Origin of the sequence: Enterobacter sp. RHBSTW-00318, from assembly GCF_014101375.1 — a bacterium.
GTDB lineage: Bacteria > Pseudomonadota > Gammaproteobacteria > Enterobacterales > Enterobacteriaceae > Enterobacter > Enterobacter ludwigii.
In genome coordinates this window covers 3,087,715-3,105,977 of the sequence record NZ_JABXQH010000001.1, presented here as the reverse complement: position 1 = coordinate 3,105,977, position 18,263 = coordinate 3,087,715, and the positions used below count along the sequence as shown (strand labels likewise).

16 protein-coding genes, 1 tRNA gene and 1 rRNA gene are annotated in these 18,263 nt (G+C 54.7%); 3 read left to right on the top strand and 15 right to left on the bottom strand.

What is annotated here, in order from left to right:
* Positions 1 to 32: 32 nt before the first annotated feature.
* The 6 genes from HV157_RS15375 to pepQ all read right to left on the bottom strand — a co-directional run bounded on the left by HV157_RS15375 (position 33) and on the right by pepQ (position 6,090).
* Positions 33 to 109, bottom strand: a tRNA-Ile gene (locus HV157_RS15375).
* 70 nt (positions 110 to 179) lie between these two features.
* Positions 180 to 1,719: ribosomal RNA gene (locus HV157_RS15370) — 16S ribosomal RNA — on the bottom strand.
* Between the two features lie 376 nt (positions 1,720 to 2,095).
* On the bottom strand, positions 2,096 to 2,641 hold the full coding sequence (gene hemG / locus HV157_RS15365; RefSeq protein ID WP_020882866.1) for a menaquinone-dependent protoporphyrinogen IX dehydrogenase: 546 nt from the start codon (positions 2,639 to 2,641) through the stop codon (positions 2,096 to 2,098).
* Between the two features lie 10 nt (positions 2,642 to 2,651).
* Entirely contained in the window at positions 2,652 to 4,103 is a 1,452-nt protein-coding gene (trkH, locus tag HV157_RS15360) for a Trk system potassium transporter TrkH (RefSeq protein ID WP_025202793.1), read from the bottom strand.
* A gap of 41 nt (positions 4,104 to 4,144) precedes the next feature.
* Positions 4,145 to 4,759, bottom strand: coding sequence for an IMPACT family protein (locus tag HV157_RS15355; RefSeq protein ID WP_182268688.1), 615 nt, complete (start codon positions 4,757 to 4,759; stop codon positions 4,145 to 4,147).
* The gene (gene pepQ, locus HV157_RS15350) at positions 4,759 to 6,090 is read right to left on the bottom strand and encodes a Xaa-Pro dipeptidase (RefSeq protein WP_025202792.1); all 1,332 of its coding nucleotides are present in this window, start codon (positions 6,088 to 6,090) and stop codon (positions 4,759 to 4,761) included. The genes HV157_RS15355 and pepQ overlap by 1 nt, the downstream gene beginning before the upstream one ends.
* A gap of 190 nt (positions 6,091 to 6,280) precedes the next feature.
* On the opposite strand from pepQ, the gene fadB reads away from it, so the two are divergent.
* Positions 6,281 to 8,470 (top strand): fatty acid oxidation complex subunit alpha FadB, encoded by a 2,190-nt coding sequence (fadB, locus tag HV157_RS15345; RefSeq protein WP_182268687.1) that lies wholly within the window; start codon positions 6,281 to 6,283, stop codon positions 8,468 to 8,470.
* A 9-nt stretch (positions 8,471 to 8,479) separates the two neighbouring features.
* Positions 8,480 to 9,643, top strand: coding sequence for an acetyl-CoA C-acyltransferase FadA (gene fadA, locus HV157_RS15340; RefSeq protein WP_044866329.1), 1,164 nt, complete (start codon positions 8,480 to 8,482; stop codon positions 9,641 to 9,643).
* A gap of 182 nt (positions 9,644 to 9,825) precedes the next feature.
* Here the strand turns inward: fadA and fre are convergent, their stop codons facing one another.
* Both fre and ubiD read right to left on the bottom strand, forming a co-directional pair.
* A complete protein-coding gene (gene fre / locus HV157_RS15335) occupies positions 9,826 to 10,527 on the bottom strand; it encodes an NAD(P)H-flavin reductase (protein WP_014172106.1) in 702 nt (233 codons plus the stop codon).
* 30 nt (positions 10,528 to 10,557) lie between these two features.
* Positions 10,558 to 12,063, bottom strand: a complete 1,506-nt coding sequence (gene ubiD, locus HV157_RS15330) for a 4-hydroxy-3-polyprenylbenzoate decarboxylase (RefSeq protein ID WP_014172107.1) — start codon at positions 12,061 to 12,063, stop codon at positions 10,558 to 10,560.
* 170 nt (positions 12,064 to 12,233) lie between these two features.
* On the opposite strand from ubiD, the gene rfaH reads away from it, so the two are divergent.
* The gene (gene rfaH, locus HV157_RS15325; protein ID WP_020882871.1) at positions 12,234 to 12,725 is read left to right on the top strand and encodes a transcription/translation regulatory transformer protein RfaH; all 492 of its coding nucleotides are present in this window, start codon (positions 12,234 to 12,236) and stop codon (positions 12,723 to 12,725) included.
* Here rfaH and tatD read toward each other — a convergent pair.
* The 7 genes from tatD to ubiE form a co-directional block, all read right to left on the bottom strand.
* Complete coding sequence (gene tatD, locus HV157_RS15320) at positions 12,722 to 13,504, bottom strand: 3'-5' ssDNA/RNA exonuclease TatD (protein ID WP_182268686.1); 783 nt, start codon at positions 13,502 to 13,504, stop codon at positions 12,722 to 12,724. The genes rfaH and tatD overlap by 4 nt on opposite strands.
* Before the next feature lie 41 nt (positions 13,505 to 13,545).
* Positions 13,546 to 14,316, bottom strand: a complete 771-nt coding sequence (gene tatC, locus HV157_RS15315) for a Sec-independent protein translocase subunit TatC (protein ID WP_014172110.1) — start codon at positions 14,314 to 14,316, stop codon at positions 13,546 to 13,548.
* Between the two features lie 2 nt (positions 14,317 to 14,318).
* On the bottom strand, positions 14,319 to 14,861 hold the full coding sequence (gene tatB / locus HV157_RS15310) for a Sec-independent protein translocase protein TatB (RefSeq protein ID WP_020882873.1): 543 nt from the start codon (positions 14,859 to 14,861) through the stop codon (positions 14,319 to 14,321).
* A 3-nt stretch (positions 14,862 to 14,864) separates the two neighbouring features.
* Positions 14,865 to 15,119, bottom strand: a complete 255-nt coding sequence (tatA, locus tag HV157_RS15305) for a Sec-independent protein translocase subunit TatA (protein ID WP_020882874.1) — start codon at positions 15,117 to 15,119, stop codon at positions 14,865 to 14,867.
* A gap of 76 nt (positions 15,120 to 15,195) precedes the next feature.
* Positions 15,196 to 16,836 carry a ubiquinone biosynthesis regulatory protein kinase UbiB gene (gene ubiB, locus HV157_RS15300; protein WP_014172113.1) on the bottom strand — a complete coding sequence of 547 codons (1,641 nt, stop codon included), beginning with the start codon at positions 16,834 to 16,836 and terminating at the stop codon, positions 15,196 to 15,198.
* A complete protein-coding gene (ubiJ, locus tag HV157_RS15295) occupies positions 16,833 to 17,438 on the bottom strand; it encodes a ubiquinone biosynthesis protein UbiJ (RefSeq protein ID WP_040019219.1) in 606 nt (201 codons plus the stop codon). Before ubiJ ends, ubiB begins: the two co-directional genes overlap by 4 nt.
* Positions 17,439 to 17,451: 13 nt before the next feature.
* Entirely contained in the window at positions 17,452 to 18,207 is a 756-nt protein-coding gene (gene ubiE, locus HV157_RS15290) for a bifunctional demethylmenaquinone methyltransferase/2-methoxy-6-polyprenyl-1,4-benzoquinol methylase UbiE (RefSeq protein ID WP_014172115.1), read from the bottom strand.
* Between the last annotated feature and the right edge of the window lie 56 nt (positions 18,208 to 18,263).

Here is an 18,263-nt window from a genome sequence, read left to right as displayed (position 1 = left end):
TGACCAACCTCTTCAAATCTGCATGACAGATTTGGTAGGCCTGAGTGGACTTGAACCACCGACCTCACCCTTATCAGGGGTGCGCTCTAACCACCTGAGCTACAAGCCTGTAGAGGTTTTTTACTGCTGTTTTTCATCAGACAATCTGTGTGAGCACTACAAAGGCAGGTTCTTTAAGGTAAGGAGGTGATCCAACCGCAGGTTCCCCTACGGTTACCTTGTTACGACTTCACCCCAGTCATGAATCACAAAGTGGTAAGCGCCCTCCCGAAGGTTAAGCTACCTACTTCTTTTGCAACCCACTCCCATGGTGTGACGGGCGGTGTGTACAAGGCCCGGGAACGTATTCACCGTAGCATTCTGATCTACGATTACTAGCGATTCCGACTTCATGGAGTCGAGTTGCAGACTCCAATCCGGACTACGACGCACTTTATGAGGTCCGCTTGCTCTCGCGAGTTCGCTTCTCTTTGTATGCGCCATTGTAGCACGTGTGTAGCCCTACTCGTAAGGGCCATGATGACTTGACGTCATCCCCACCTTCCTCCAGTTTATCACTGGCAGTCTCCTTTGAGTTCCCGGCCGGACCGCTGGCAACAAAGGATAAGGGTTGCGCTCGTTGCGGGACTTAACCCAACATTTCACAACACGAGCTGACGACAGCCATGCAGCACCTGTCTCAGAGTTCCCGAAGGCACCAATCCATCTCTGGAAAGTTCTCTGGATGTCAAGAGTAGGTAAGGTTCTTCGCGTTGCATCGAATTAAACCACATGCTCCACCGCTTGTGCGGGCCCCCGTCAATTCATTTGAGTTTTAACCTTGCGGCCGTACTCCCCAGGCGGTCGACTTAACGCGTTAGCTCCGGAAGCCACGCCTCAAGGGCACAACCTCCAAGTCGACATCGTTTACGGCGTGGACTACCAGGGTATCTAATCCTGTTTGCTCCCCACGCTTTCGCACCTGAGCGTCAGTCTTTGTCCAGGGGGCCGCCTTCGCCACCGGTATTCCTCCAGATCTCTACGCATTTCACCGCTACACCTGGAATTCTACCCCCCTCTACAAGACTCTAGCCTGCCAGTTTCGAATGCAGTTCCCAGGTTGAGCCCGGGGATTTCACATCCGACTTGACAGACCGCCTGCGTGCGCTTTACGCCCAGTAATTCCGATTAACGCTTGCACCCTCCGTATTACCGCGGCTGCTGGCACGGAGTTAGCCGGTGCTTCTTCTGCGGGTAACGTCAATTGCTGCGGTTATTAACCACAACACCTTCCTCCCCGCTGAAAGTACTTTACAACCCGAAGGCCTTCTTCATACACGCGGCATGGCTGCATCAGGCTTGCGCCCATTGTGCAATATTCCCCACTGCTGCCTCCCGTAGGAGTCTGGACCGTGTCTCAGTTCCAGTGTGGCTGGTCATCCTCTCAGACCAGCTAGGGATCGTCGCCTAGGTGAGCCGTTACCCCACCTACTAGCTAATCCCATCTGGGCACATCTGATGGCAAGAGGCCCGAAGGTCCCCCTCTTTGGTCTTGCGACGTTATGCGGTATTAGCTACCGTTTCCAGTAGTTATCCCCCTCCATCAGGCAGTTTCCCAGACATTACTCACCCGTCCGCCACTCGTCACCCGAGAGCAAGCTCTCTGTGCTACCGTTCGACTTGCATGTGTTAGGCCTGCCGCCAGCGTTCAATCTGAGCCATGATCAAACTCTTCAATTTAAGTTTGATGCTCGTGAATTAAACTTCGTAATGAATTACGTATGTTCACTCAGAGACTTGGTATTCATTTAGTGTCCGAAGACATTAAGAATCCATGTCACTTTGAGTGCCCACACAGATTGTCTGATAAATTGTTAAAGAGCAGTGCCGCTTCGTTTTCGCTGCGGCGCGGGGTGTGCATATTACGCTTTCCCGCTTCAGAGTCAAGCATTTATTTTCGCTTGTCTCTGTTGGTGTTCATCTCTGAACCCCGCTAACCCGGCGGCGTGTGTGCCGTTGTTCCGTGTCAGTGGAGGCGCATTATAGGGAGTTATTCTGCAGTGGCAAGCACAAAATACAAAAAACTTTTCGTTCGCTCACTTTTCAAACGTCACGCCTATTTAAGCCGCGAATCGCCTGATAAATGTGCGATCTCCCGCGCAAAACTGGCGACCTGCGACCAGTCGGTATACACCACCTCTTTGCGCGTATCGGTTTCGCCACCGGTCATCTTCATAATGAGGCGAATCATAAAGCGGTCATACCAGCGATAGCGCGGATAACGCAGCGCGCCGGCAAAGACGGCGCTGATGTCAGGCTGCCACGGAGAGCTCAACAGAAACTTGCGCGTATAGCTGTTGGTCTGCGGCGTACGTTTCTCAGGTTTACGCGCCACCAGATTGACCGAGTAAAAAGCCCCGGGCAGTTTATTGAGTACTGCCGTATGCTTTTTCACAAAACGATCCAGCGCCGGATGGAAATGCCCGTAACGAATAGACGCGCCAATAACCACACGGTCGTAATCCTGCCAGGCTATCTGCTCCGTGCGGTTCAGGTTCACCACATCAGAGTAAATCCCCAGCTCTTTTAATTCTGAAGCCAGATATGAGGCAATCTCACGCGTTTGCCCATCCCGCGTAGAGAAAAGAATAAGTGTTTTCACCGACGACTCCTTACTCGCGCCAGAATGTTGGGGTGAACAGCACCAGCAGCGTAAAGACCTCCAGACGACCAAACAGCATGTTGGCGATGAGGATCCATTTCGCGACCGGGTTCATACTGGCAAAGTTATCCGCCACAACCCCCAGGCCAGGCCCGAGGTTATTCAACGTTGCAACGACGGAAGCAAAGGCAGAGAAATCATCCACCCCCGTCGCGATAATCGCCAGCATACTGACGATGAAGACCAGCGCATAGGCCGAGAAGAACCCCCACACCGCTTCAAGAATACGTTCCGGCAGGGCACGGTTACCCAGTTTGATGCTGTAAACCGCGTTCGGGTGGACCAGACGTTTAAGTTCACGGTTCCCCTGCTTAAACAACAGCAGAATACGGATCACCTTCAGGCCACCGCCCGTCGACCCCGCACACCCCCCGATGAACGCAGAACACAGCAGCAGTACCGGCAGGAACAGCGGCCAGCGCGCAATACTGTCCGTTGTAAAACCGGCGGTGGTTGCCATCGACACCACCTGGAAGAACGCCTGATTTAACGTAGTCAACGCGGAGTTATAGACATCGTGGAACCACAACACCACGGTACAGATGATGACCAGCGTAAGCTGGACACCAATGAACATGCGAAACTCCGGGTCACGCCAGTATACCTTCAGGCTACGCCCGCTGAGTAAGGAGAAGTGCAGACCGTAGTTACAGCCGGAAATCAGCAGGAAGATGGCAATGATCGTGTTAATGGTGGGGCTGTCGAAGTAACCCACGCTGGCATCGTGGGTCGAGAACCCGCCGATGGCGATCGTCGCAAAGCTGTGCCCGATAGCGTCGAATGCAGGCATCCCGGCAAACCATAACGCTAACGCACAGGCGACCGTCAGTAAGACATAGATAAGCCACAGGGTTTTCGCCGTCTCGGCTATGCGCGGGCGCATCTTGTTATCTTTCAGTGGGCCCGGCATTTCCGCACGGTAAAGCTGCATCCCCCCGACGCCGAGAATAGGCAGGATGGCCACGGCCAGGACGATGATCCCCATCCCCCCGAACCATTGCAGCATCTGGCGATAAAAGAGAATGGCATGAGGTAAGGAATCCAGCCCGACCAGCGTGGTCGCCCCGGTCGTCGTTAAACCCGAGAACGATTCAAAAAACGCATCCGTGACGGTCAGATTAGGCTGCTCAGAGAAGATAAAGGGTAGCGCACCCACGCTTCCCAGCACTGTCCAGAACAGAACAACAATCAAAAACCCTTCGCGAGATTTCAGCTCACCCTTTTGACGACGGTTTGGCCACCAAAGCAGTGAGCCAATCGCCAGCGCGACAAAGAAGGTCTGGGTAAATGCCCGCCCCGCGCCGTCCCGGTAGATAAGCGCTACCAGTCCTGGGAGAATCATCGTCCCGGAAAAAAGTATGACCAGCAGTCCAACGATTCGGGTAATGGCACGAAAATGCATCTCTGCCGCTTCCTTTGGTATTCAAAAAAGTGAGGTGGGGATTATTCTTCAATCGGCAGCAATTGCAACGAACCGCGACTAAAATCCGCCAGCTTTGCTGAAAAAGCAGCCAGTTCCGCCTGCGGAAGCGCCACGCGTAGTTGCACCATTGCCTGATAGTCACGGTGCGCGATGACGCCGTTAAACTGCTTTAGCAATGCCTCAATGCCGGATAACTGGCCGTAATCGCACAATAAAGTATATTCGGTGAGCGGCGTTTTGCGGGTGGTAATCAGCATATTCAGTGCCTGCTGAACCCCACCGCCATACGCTTTAACCAGTCCACCCGTGCCTAATAAGATACCGCCATAGTAGCGAACGACCACGGCGGTGATTTCACCCACGCCGCTGCCCATCAACTGGGAGAGCATGGGTTTACCGGCTGTGCCTGCCGGTTCACCGTCATCGGAAAACCCCAGCTGTTGTGAATCGTTCGGCGGCCCTGCCACCCATGCCACGCAATGGTGACGTGCGTCAGGGTGCTGCGCGCGAACGGACTCAACAAACGCTTTTGCCGCCTCAACGCCGTCGGTATGTGCCAGCAGCGTAATGAATCGACTCTTCTTAATTTCCTCAACAAAGGTGACCGGTTCAGCCGGTATCAGCCAGCTATCCATCAGGCCAGCTTCAGGTCTCGCGTCATATTCTCAATACCGTTTTCGTGGATCACCACGTTGTCTTCGATACGAATACCGCCAAACGGTTTCAGCGCTTCAATTTTGTCCCAGTTGAAGTGCTTGCTGAACGGGCCTTCACGCCATGGCGCTAACAGCGATTCGATAAAGTAGATACCCGGCTCGATGGTCAGCACCATACGCGGCTCAAGAATACGCGTGCAGCGCAGGTAAGGATATTTAGACGGCGCGGCCAGGTGCGTACCGGTATCGTCCTGCATAAAACCGGCAACATCATGAACCTGCAGACCCAGCGGGTGACCAATACCGTGCGGCATGAACGGCCCGGTCAGATCGTTTTCCACCATCGCCTCTTCGCTCATGTCTTTCACGATCTGGTGCTTACGCAGCAGTTTAGCGATGCGCTGATGGAACTGGATGTGGTAATCCACATAGCTGGTTCCCGCTTTCATGGTGCCAATAAGCGCCAGTTGCTCATCGTTAACGTCTTTAATCAACTGTGCAAAATCGGTATCCGCATTTGCCGCCCAGGTGCGGGTCAGGTCGGCCGCATAGCCGTTGTACTCTGCCCCAGCGTCCAACAGGAAGCTGCGCAACTCGGATGGCACCTGGTGATCGAGCCTGGTGTAGTGCAGAACGGACGCATGCTCATTCAGCGCGACGATGTTGCTGTAAGGGACATCAGTGTCACGGTGGCCGGTGGCGGTCAGATACGCCTGGTTAATATCGAACTCGCTCATGCCAGACTGGAACGCTTCATGCGCAGCACGGTGACCGTTTACCGCCGTTTTTTGCGCTTCACGCATGCAGTAAAGTTCGTAGTCGGTCTTATAAGCGCGATAGTAGTGCAGATAATCCAGAACCCCTTTCGGATTGAGTTTATCCGCCGGAATATCCAGACCGAGCGCACGCTCAGGAACCGGGCCAATATAAGCAATGTTGCCGCGCCCGGCTGGCAGGAGGCTGCCAATGCCATCGGCTTTTGGTAAAGCGATAACGTCCACTTCTTCCGTCCAGAAGCTGGTCGGCAGCGGCTCAACGTTGTGCCAGTAATCGACAGGCAGATAGAACCACAGTTTCGGCTTGTTCACCCCGTCCACCAGCAACCAGCAATTTGGGACCTGCGTGACCGGCACCCAGGCTTTGAACTGCGGGTTGACCTTAAACGGATACGCATGGTCATCCAGGAAGGTGTTAATCAGCTCTCCGGAGTGGATTAACAGCGCATCCAGCTTAAAGCGCGCCAGTACATCACGGGTACGTTCCTGTAGGGTAACGATATGATTTTTATAAAGCGAAGCCAGTGAGTCCATCTTTCTTCCTTTCATTTTTCTGAGCTCAAGTCATCGCATCTTAGCACACCTGACTCCGACTGCGTGATTTCCACCGACCGTGATCAATGCAGCAATTTCTTAATGAGAAATTTGCATTTTATTAACATAAATCCCACACTCCGTCTCATCTGGTATGACCAGATCCACTTGCTGGATTCAGGAGACTGACATGCTCTACAAAGGCGACACCCTGTACCTCAACTGGCTGGAAGATGGCATTGCCGAACTGGTGTTCGATGCCCCCGGCTCAGTCAACAAGCTTGATACCGCGACGGTGGCCAGTCTTGGCCAGGCGTTGGATGTGCTTGAAAAACAATCTGAATTAAAAGGGCTGCTGCTGCGCTCAAACAAAGCGGCTTTTATTGTCGGTGCAGATATCACCGAATTCCTTTCACTGTTCCAGGTCCCGGAAGAACAGCTGAGCCAGTGGCTGCACTTTGCCAACAGCGTCTTTAATCGTCTGGAAGATCTGCCTGTTCCGACAGTCTCCGCCGTTAACGGCTACGCGCTGGGCGGCGGCTGCGAGTGCGTGCTGGCAACCGACTATCGTCTGGCCACGCCAGACCTGCGCATCGGCCTGCCGGAAACAAAACTGGGCATCATGCCAGGCTTTGGCGGTTCCGTACGTATGCCACGCATGCTGGGTGCCGATAGCGCCCTGGAGATCATCGCCGCCGGTAAAGATGTCGGGGCGGAACAGGCGCAGAAAATAGGCCTGGTGGACGGTGTGGTTAAACCAGAAAAACTGATTGAAGGCTCCCTCACCATTCTGCATCAGGCCATTAATGGCGACCTCGACTGGAAAGCCAAACGTCAGCCGAAGCTGGAACCGTTGAAACTCAGCAAAATTGAAGCCGCCATGAGCTTCACCATCGCCAAAGGGATGGTGATGCAGACGGCAGGCAAACACTACCCCGCGCCCATTACCGCCGTTAAAACGATTGAAGCCGCAGCCCGCTTTGGCCGTGATGAAGCGCTGAAACTGGAAAACCAAAGCTTTGTTCCGCTGGCGCACACTAATGAAGCTCGCGCACTGGTGGGCATCTTCCTGAACGATCAATTCGTGAAAGGTAAGGCGAAACAGCTGACCAAAAATGTTGAGACGCCAAAACATGCGGCGGTACTCGGTGCAGGCATTATGGGCGGCGGCATCGCTTATCAGTCGGCCTGGAAAGGCGTGCCTGTGGTGATGAAAGACATCAACGAGAAATCCCTGACGCTGGGCATGACCGAAGCGGCCAAGCTGCTGAATAAACAGCTGGAACGCGGCAAAATTGACGGTCTGAAACTCTCAGGGGTGATCTCGACAATCCACCCGACCCTGGACTATAGCGGTTTCGACCGTGTGGATGTGGTCGTTGAAGCGGTCGTTGAGAACCCGAAAGTCAAAAAAGCGGTGCTGGCGGAAACCGAAGAGAAGGTTCGTCCTGATACCGTACTGGCCTCAAACACCTCCACCATCCCGATTAGCGAACTGGCAGGCGTTCTGAAGCGCCCGGAAAACTTCTGCGGTATGCACTTCTTTAACCCGGTGCACCGTATGCCGCTTGTCGAAGTGATCCGTGGGGAAAAAACCTCTGACGAAACGATCGCCAAAGTCGTGGCATGGGCCAGCAAAATGGGCAAAACCCCAATCGTGGTCAACGACTGTCCGGGCTTCTTCGTCAACCGCGTGCTGTTCCCGTACTTCGCCGGTTTCAGCCAGCTCCTGCGCGACGGTGCGGATTTCCGCAAAGTCGACAAAGTGATGGAAAAACAGTTCGGCTGGCCGATGGGTCCGGCGTATCTGCTGGATGTGGTCGGCATTGACACCGCACACCACGCCCAAGCGGTGATGGCGGCAGGCTTCCCGCAGCGCATGCAGAAAGATTACCGCGACGCGATTGACGCCCTGTTTGACGCCAGCCGCTTTGGTCAGAAAAACGGCCTGGGCTTCTGGCGTTATAAAGAAGACAGCAAAGGCAAACCGAAGAAAGAAGAAGACGCGGCGGTGGATGGCCTGCTGGCCGACGTCAGCCAGCCGAAACGTGACTTCACCGACGATGAAATCATCGCCCGAATGATGATTCCAATGATCAACGAAGTGGTGCGTTGCCTGGAAGAAGGCATTATCGCCAGCCCGGCAGAAGCGGATATGGCACTGGTGTACGGCCTCGGCTTCCCTCCGTTCCACGGCGGCGCGTTCCGCTGGCTGGATACGCTCGGCAGCGCCCGTTATCTCGATATGGCTCAGCAGTACCAGCACCTCGGCCCGCTGTATGACGTGCCGGAAGGTCTGCGTAACAAAGCGCGCCATAACGAACCCTATTACCCTGCAGTTGAGCCAGCCCGTCCGGTTGGCGAGCTGAAAACGGCTTAAGGAGTCACAATGGAAAAGGTTGTCATTGTTGATGCGATTCGCACCCCGATGGGCCGTTCAAAAGGCGGTGCATTCCGTAATGTGCGCGCGGAAGACCTCTCCGCGCACCTGATGCGTAGCCTGCTGGCGCGTAACCCGGCACTGGATCCCGCTGCGCTCGACGATATTTACTGGGGCTGTGTACAGCAAACCCTCGAACAGGGCTTTAACATCGCCCGTAACGCTTCGCTGCTGGCGGAGATCCCGCATTCAGTTCCGGCGGTGACCGTTAACCGTCTGTGTGGTTCGTCAATGCAGGCGCTGCACGACGCGGCACGCATGATCATGACCGGTGATGCACAGGCCTGTCTGGTCGGCGGCGTGGAGCACATGGGCCACGTGCCGATGAGCCACGGGGTTGATTTCCACCCGGGTATGAGCCGTAACGTGGCGAAAGCGGCGGGAATGATGGGCCTGACCGCTGAGATGCTTTCCCGCCTCCACGGCATCAGCCGCGAAATGCAGGATACCTTTGCTGCGCGCTCCCACGCACGCGCCTGGGCCGCAACGCAGTCCGGCGCGTTTAAGCATGAGATCATCCCAACCGGTGGTCACGATGCTGACGGCGTTTTGAAGCAGTTCAACTACGATGAAGTGATTCGCCCGGAAACCACTGTAGAAACCCTTTCTACGCTGCGCCCGGCGTTTGACCCGGTCACCGGTACGGTAACGGCAGGCACCTCGTCTGCCCTATCTGACGGGGCCGCCGCGATGCTGGTGATGAGTGAAAGCCGTGCCCGCGAATTAGGCCTGACGCCTCGTGCCCGGGTGCGTTCGATGGCGGTGGTGGGTTGCGATCCGTCCATTATGGGTTACGGTCCGGTGCCGGCCTCGAAGCTGGCGCTGAAAAAAGCAGGCTTAACCACCAGTGATATCGATCTGTTTGAGATGAACGAAGCCTTTGCCGCGCAGATCCTGCCGTGCATCAAAGATCTGGGCCTGATGGATCAGATAGACGACAAGATTAACCTCAATGGCGGCGCGATCGCCCTCGGCCACCCGCTGGGTTGTTCCGGGGCACGCATCAGCACCACGCTGATTAACCTGATGGAACGCAAAGACGCTCAGTTTGGTCTGGCGACGATGTGTATAGGGCTGGGTCAGGGTATCGCGACGGTATTTGAGCGAGTGTAACTCTTCGAGGGGTTCTTACAGCCAGTGTCGCCAGAACACGGCGGCACGCGAGCGGCACCCGATGCGCTTACGGAAGTAAGGGATTCGGGTGAGCACGCGCAGCCAACGCTGTTATGGCGCCAGTGGCGAAGAGATAAAGTTTAGTTGCCGTTCTTCCCGCCTGTCAGGGGCGGGTTTTTTATTTAAATGAACGCGAACGCATCGCCGAAGAGACGGTCTTCACGCGCGTCACGTTCGTTGCAGAACAGGTCACGGGCAATTTTCGCCATCTCAAAACGGCCAGCAATATAGATATCATGTCCCGCCAGCGTGCCGTGATCCTGCAGCACCGCCGTCAGCACCGTACCGCTGCGCCCACGCCAGCCCTCTTCAGGCTGCTCCACCACCGGCTCAATGCGCAGGTGTGGATGATTGACGCTTAATGCTTCCAGTTCAGACAGGTCGTAGAGATGTTTCTCTTCGCGGCCGCCCCAGTAGATGGTGATATCGCGATCCGGGTTACGCGCCAGGGCCGTCAGCAGGATAGAGCGCACGTAAGAGAAACCCGTTCCTCCCGCAATCAGGATCAGCGGACGGTCTTCATCTTCACGCAGCCAGGCATCACCGTGAGGAATATCCACCACGATTTCACGTTCTTTCAGAATGCGGTCCATGACGGCCATCGCATACAGGTTAAGCTCAGACGCACCAATATGAAGCTCAATAAATTCCTGCTCTGCTGGCGTAGAAGCCATAGAGAAGGGACGCTTATCACGCTCATCCATCACGACCATCAAGTACTGACCGGCGCGGAAAGAGAATGCCGCTTCAGGTACTAAACGGACGCGATATACGGTGTCGGTGATAGCATCTACCGAGGTCACTTTACAGCTTAAGGTTGTCATTCGCTCTCTCTGTCGTGAAGTCTATAGGGCTTAACGGCCTGTTTCAGGTTTACCGTTATTCATTATGGCCAGTTCATCCCAGATCGCGTCAATACGCGCGGTCACGGCAGGATCTTTTTTGATCGGTCGACCCCATTCACGCTCGGTTTCGCCGGGCCATTTGTTTGTGGCATCCAGTCCCATTTTTGAGCCAAGACCGGAGACCGGCGAGGCAAAATCCAGATAATCTATCGGCGTGTTTTCGACTAACACCGTATCGCGCGCCGGATCCATTCGCGTAGTAATGGCCCAGATAACGTCATTCCAGTCGCGGGCGTTAACATCATCATCGCAGACAATAACAAATTTGGTATACATAAACTGGCGCAGGAAAGACCATACGCCCATCATCACGCGTTTAGCGTGACCAGGATATTGCTTCTTCATCGTCACCACCGCCAGGCGATACGAACACCCTTCCGGCGGCAGGTAAAAATCAACAATTTCCGGGAACTGCTTTTGCAGGATCGGCACAAACACTTCGTTCAGCGCCACTCCCAGTACCGCCGGTTCATCCGGTGGACGTCCGGTATAGGTGGAGTGGTAAATCGCATCTTCACGCTGGGTGATGTGCGTGACGGTAAACACCGGGAAGTTATCAACTTCGTTGTAATAGCCGGTGTGGTCACCGTATGGCCCTTCCGGTGCCATTTCGCCCTGCTCAAGGTAACCTTCCAGAACGATCTCCGCGCTGGCAGGAACTTCAAGGTCATTAGAAATACACTTCACGACTTCGGTTTTGGTTCCGCGCAGCAGGCCTGCAAAGGCATATTCGGACAGCGTATCCGGCACTGGCGTTACCGCCCCCAGAATCGTGGCCGGATCGGCGCCTAACGCAACGGAAACCGGGAAACGCTCGCCCGGGTGTTCAGCACACCACTCCTGGAAATCCAGGGCGCCGCCACGATGTGACAACCAGCGCATGATGAGCTTATTCTTGCCAATCAGCTGCTGGCGGTAAATACCCAGATTTTGTCGCTCTTTGTGCGGACCACGCGTGACGGTGAGCCCCCAGGTGATAAGCGGCGCAGCATCTTCAGGCCAGCATTGCATGACAGGAATTTTTGTCAGATCCACCGCATCGCCTTCCAGCACTTTCTGCTGACACGGTGCGCCGCGCAGACGTTTGGTTGGCATGTTTAGCACCTGCTTAAACTGCGGCAGTTTATCGAACAGATCGCGGAAACCTTTCGGTGGCTCTGGCTCTTTCAGAAACGCCAGCAGTTTACCCACTTCGCGCAGCGCCGTGACGTCCTCCTGTCCCATCCCCAACGCCACACGGCGCGGTGTACCAAACAGGTTGCACAGCACCGGCATCGAATACCCTTTTGGGTTTTCAAACAGTAAAGCGGGGCCACCGGCACGCAGGGTGCGGTCAGCAATTTCTGTCATTTCCAGATAAGGATCAACAGGAAGTGTAATGCGTTTGAGTTCGCCCTGCTTTTCCAGCAGCGTCAGGAAGTCGCGGAGATCGTGGTATTTCATGCAGTTAGTCATGGCCTCTCTGTAAGCGCTTCATTATACGGCGTAAGCCTGCTTGATGCTGTAATTTTGTTAAATTAGCGTGAACTTATGCATTCTGTTCCCTTTTCCCCCATTATAATCAACTTAGCGATCCCGCCAGGGTTTTGATATGCTTGCGCCCCGAACTAAGGGAAAGAGTGATTATGCAGGCCTGGTATTTACTGTATTGCAAACGCGGGCAACTTCAGCGCGCGCAGGAACATCTTGAACGTCAGTCTGTAAATTGCCTGACACCCGTGATCACGCTTGAAAAAATGCAGCGCGGGAAGCGCACGACCGTCAGTGAGCCATTATTCCCGAACTATCTGTTCGTTGAGTTCGACCCGGAAGTGATTCACACCACGACCATCAGCGCCACACGCGGTGTCAGCCACTTTGTGCGTTTTGGCGCTCACCCGGCAACGGTCCCGTCAACGGTGATTCATCAGCTTTCGGTGTACCAGCAACCTGAAGGCATCACCGATCCGGAAACCCCCTACGCAGGCGACAGCGTCGTCATCACTGAAGGGGCTTTCGAGGGCTTACAGGCGATTTTCGCCGAGCCTGACGGTGAAGCACGCTCCATGCTGCTGCTCAACCTGCTGAATAAACAGGTATTGCAGAGCGTGAAAAACACCGACTTCCGCAAAGTTTAAACGTCTATCCCGAACAGGCGACGCACGTTGTCATCCGTCTGTGCGCACAACCAGTGCGGGTCTTCTCCGCGCCAGCGCGCTACGCTCTCAAGAATATGCCCCAGATAGGCCGGTTCGTTACGTCGAGAAGCCGGTTTGGGTTGCATATCTCGCGGCAGCAGATAAGGTGCGTCGGTTTCAACAAGCAAGCGGTCCGCCGGGATCACCGGCAACAGCTCGCGAAGCTCAAGCCCGCGACGTTCATCGCAAACCCAGCCGGTAATGCCCAGATATAACCCGCGTTCCAGACACTCCAGCGCTTCCTGCCGTGAACCGGTAAAGCAGTGCAGTACCGCACCGGGCAGTTTATCGAGCCAGGGTTCCAGCAAGGCGAGGAAGCGCTCATGCGCGTCACGGCAGTGCATAAACACAGGCATTCCAAGCTCTGCCGCCAGGGCGAGCTGGGCGGTGAAGGCGTTTTCCTGTTCGGCTGGTTTGGAAAAGTTACGGTTGAAATCGAGACCGCATTCGCCAATGGCCACGACTTCAGGGGTTTTCGCCAGCCTGTGTATGATTTCAGCGCTCTGCGGCGTCCACTGGCTGCTGTCATGAGGATGCACGCCAGCGGTTGACCAGCAGCGATCATAGCGTTGAGCAAGCTGCTGCGCCTGCTCGCTTTCATGCAGGTTGGTTCCCGTCAGGAGCAGTCCTTTCACCCCGGCGGCAAAAGCACGCGCGACGACCTCATCGCAGTCTTTCGCAAACTGCGAGCTGGTCAGGTTGAGTCCGATATCAAACATGCGATTCCCCATAGCACAACCGCCCTGACGGGCGGCTGGTTTTACTCTTCAGTGGTCTTTTCCGACGTATCGTCTTCGTCATCCGACCGACGCCCTTTTCCCACGTAGAAACGCGAGAAGAATACGCCGACTTCGAACAGACAATACATCGGTATTGCCAGCAGCGTTTGTGAGAAGACGTCAGGTGGTGTGAGCAGCATGCCAACCACAAACGCGCCAACCAGGATATACGGGCGCTTCTTACGCAGGTCATCAGGGGTAGTCACCCCTACCCAGCAAAGCAGCACAATGGCTACCGGCACTTCGAATGCCACGCCGAATGCCATAAACAGCGCCATCACAAAGCTGAGGTAGCTGGCGATATCCGTCGACACCTGAACCCCTTCCGGCGCGGTATGCGTCAGGAAGCCAAAGGCCAGCGGGAAGACAACAAAGTAGGCGAACGCCATGCCGATATAGAACAGCAGCGAGCTGGATACCAGCAGCGGGATCACCAGCTTGCGTTCATGCTTGTACAGCGCTGGCGCCACAAACGCCCACACCTGATAAAGAATGACCGGCGCAGAGGCAATCAGCGATACCCAGAAGGTGAGCTTAATAGGGGTAAAGAACGGTGATGCAACGTCGGTTGCGATCATCGTTGCCCCCAGCGGCATCTGCTTGATCAGCGGCGCAGAGACAACCTGGTAGATATCATTGGCGAAATAGACCAGGCATAAGAAAATGAGGAAAACCGCGATAATGCAGTTTAACAGGCGCTTACGCAGCTCTATGAGGTGCGTAATCAGCGGTTGGGTATCATCTACTGCCATGTTTACGCTTTATCACTCGACGAGGGGGATGATTCGGAAACAGGCGCGGCAGGCTTAACGTCAGCCGCTTTTACCACCGGTGCTTCCGGCTGCGCCTGTTTTTTCGGTTCAGATTCCTGCGGCGTTTGTTCTGGCGCGGTAGCCTGATGCTCCGCGCTGGCAGGCGTAACGCCCTCGCGCTGCGCTTCGCTGTCCTTCACCACCGGGTTGTGGATGGTGTTGGCTTCATCGCTCGCCTTTTCAGGATCGTTGACGCTGTAGGAGCGCTTCATGGATTCTGCCGCTTCACGCAGTTCATCCATTGAGGCTTTCAGTTCAGGCGTCAGGTTATCCATGCTCGCCTTTTCCACCTTTTTCAGGCTTTCCTGAAACTCCTGCAGCTTAAGTTCCTGCGCCAGCTCATTTTGTACGGTCGAAGCCAGCGATCTCAGCGCGCGTACCCAGCCCACAACGGTTTTCACCGCCACCGGCAGACGCTGGGGTCCTAACACTATCAGGCCAATCACAAAGACCAGCAGCAGCTCACTAAAACCAATGTCGAACACGAATTACACCTGCTCTTTATCGTGGCGTTTAGCGTCTTCTTTTTTCGCCTCTTCCTGCTTGTCGGAGATGGATTTAGCAGTAAAGTCAGCATCCTGGCTGGTTTTATCCTGCTTGCTCTCATCATCGCTCATCGCTTTCTTGAAGCCTTTGATAGACGCGCCCAGATCGGAGCCGATAGAACCGAGCTTTTTCGTGCCAAACAGCAGCACGACGATGACGGCAATGATCAACAATTGCCAGATACTAATACCACCCATACATGTACCTCAGGGATAGATGATTAATGAGTCAGGTCGCATTATACGTAGGCGACCCGTCGATAGCGACGCAAAATCAGCGCGTTTTTCTCCAGCCGGCGAGCCAGACCACAACACCGCCAGCCATCAGCCAGGCGGGCATCATCTGCCAGTCAGGGCGAGTAATCAGCAACAGCGTACCACTCAGCAGCAGCGTTGCTCCAATGCCAAAGAGATAGCGCGACTGCCCCTGTCGAACACGGCTGGACTGAAGCTCGCGGGCGATTTTATCCATGCTGTGCTGAAGGTTCTTGCTCTGACGCAAACTGTCGTAAATCAGTTCAGGAATATCAGGCATTTTTTCTATCCAGAACGGGCCTTTCTCTTTAATAGAGCGCACCAGCGCCGGAATGCCCACCTGATCCTTAATCCAGGATTCAAGGAAAGGTTTCGCAGTCTTCCATAAGTCTAACTGAGGATAGAGCTGTCGACCTACACCTTCAACGTAAAGTAATGTTTTCTGAAGTAAAACTAACTGTGGCTGCACTTCCATGTTGAAGCGGCGTGCCGTGTTAAACAGGTTCAGCAATACGTGTCCGAAGGAAATTTCTGCCAGCGGCTTTTCAAAAATCGGCTCGCAGACGGTACGGATAGCAAACTCAAATTCTTCGACGTTGGTGTCCGGCGGAACCCAGCCAGAATCAACATGCAGCTCGGCCACCTTGCGGTAATCACGGTTAAAGAAGGCAATGAAGTTCTCAGCGAGATAGCGCTTATCTTCTTTGTTCAGCGAGCCCACAATACCGCAGTCAATACCGATATATTTCGGGTCTTCCGGGTGCTCATAACTGACGAAGATATTCCCCGGGTGCATGTCCGCGTGGAAAAAGCTGTCGCGGAATACCTGGGTAAAGAAGACCTGTACACCACGCTCGGCCAGCAGCTTCATGTTGGTTCCCTGCTTTTCCAGGGCTGCCACATCCGAGACCGGAATACCGTAAATCCGCTCCATTACCATCATGTTCTGGCTGCAGTAGTCCGAATACACTTCCGGCACATAGAGCATCGGGCTGTTTTCAAAGTTCCGGCGCAGCTGGATGGCATTTGCCGATTCACGCAGCAGGTTTAATTCATCAATCAGCGTTTTTTCATACTCCCGCACAACTTCCATTGGGCGCAGACGGCGTCCGTCGGGGAGCAGGCGCGGAACCCAGCGTGCAAGCCGATAGATAAGCTTCATGTCCGCTCGGATTACCGGCAGGATGTCCGGGCGGATCACTTTGATAACCACCTCTTTGCCGTTCTCTTTCAGACGTGCTGTATGCACCTGGGCGATAGAGGCTGAAGCAAGAGGTTCTATTTCGAAATCGTCAAACCAGGTCTCGACAGGAATATTGCCCATCGCCTCTTCGATCTGTTTTTTCGCTCTCACACCGTCAAACGGTGCAACGCGGTCCTGCAGCAGTGCCAGTTCATCGGCAATCTGCGGCGGGAAAAGATCGCGGCGAGTCGAGAGCATTTGCCCGAACTTAATCCATACCGGGCCCAGCTCCTGGAGCGCCAGGCGAAGACGTTCACCCAGCGGCTGATCTTTATGACGATTAGGCATCCAGAACAACATCCGCCGCCAGATGCGAAGCAGCAGCGTGATACGCATTTTGGGGATAAGCTCGTCGAGCCCGTAACTCAAAAAGGTGTGGACGATAAAATAGAGGCGCCGAATTTCACCAGGCGTCATTTGCCCTCCAGTTTTTCCAGCCGTTTGGTTAAGGCATCCACCGCGCGTTCAACCGCTGCGGTCTCTTCCGCAAACCATGCAACTTCAAGCGCGCCAGGGGCCATACGCCACTCTTCAGTCAGCACTTCCGCCGCATAGCGTTGCTGTCGTTGCAGACTCTTGCGAAGAAAAGACGTACCGCCATGAATGGCTTTACCGATCCCTTCGGCAGCAATGTCGCCAATGAAAGGCGCAAGCAGCTCCGCCGGGTCAAACTCGGCCAGATCGCTGAGCGCAACGAAATTCTGTACGACCTGAATGTCGCCTTCCACTTCCAGCTCACCGCTGCGGATAAGCGTCGTAAGCTGCTGACGGTCACGTAATTTTGGCAGCACGCTCATGTGCGTAATCACGGAGCAGTCGGCTTCACCTTCCCACTCACCCAGAACGTCAAGCTGGCGTTCACTGAAAACCAGCACAAGCGGCGTCGAGAACTCTTTCAGAACAACTCGCAGCACCTTGCCGTTAAGCCGCTGACGTGCGGCTTTTAGCGCCGGTGCGCGGTAAAGAAAGGCATTCAGGACATTCTCGATGCCTGCGGTGACAAAGGGTTTAAAGGGCACGGGAAACCTCCACTCAGAACTTATAACCGCGATGCAGCGCGACGACACCTGCCGTCATGTTGAAATACTCAACGTTCTCGAATTCCGCATCCTGCATCATGGCCTTTAAGGTGTCCTGATCCGGGTGCATACGGATAGATTCCGCCAGGTACCGATAGCTTTCCGCGTCGTTTGCCACCAGCTCACCAATGCGCGGCAGCACATGGAATGAGTATGCGTCGTAAGCTTTGCTTAACGGCTCAAGAATCGGTTTGGAGAATTCGAGCACCAGCAGGCGTCCACCCGGCTTTAACACGCGGTACATGGAGCGCAGCGCTTTTTCTTTATCGGTGACGTTACGCAGGCCGAAGGAGATAGTGATGCAGTCAAAGGTATTATCCGGGAAAGGCAGCGCTTCGGCGTTCGCCTGCACATACTCGACATTACCTACCACGCCGATGTTACGCAGCTTCTCACGTCCCATTTTGAGCATTGAGTCGTTAATATCTGCCAGAACAACGCGACCGGTTTCGCCCACCAGACGGGAGAATTTTGCTGTCAAATCGCCTGTACCGCCGGCTAAATCCAGTACCGTTTGTCCACGACGCACACCGCTACAGTCGATGGTGAAGCGCTTCCACAAGCGATGAATGCCGAACGACATCAAGTCATTCATCACATCGTACTTCGCCGCCACGGAATGAAATACGTGGGCCACCATATCAGCTTTCTGCGCTTTGGCGACAGTCTGAAAGCCAAAGTGCGTCGTGTCTTGTGAATCGTCAACCATCTCAGAGCCTGCTTATCAGTAAAATGTTCGTGAAGTGTAACAGATTGGGCGCGTTT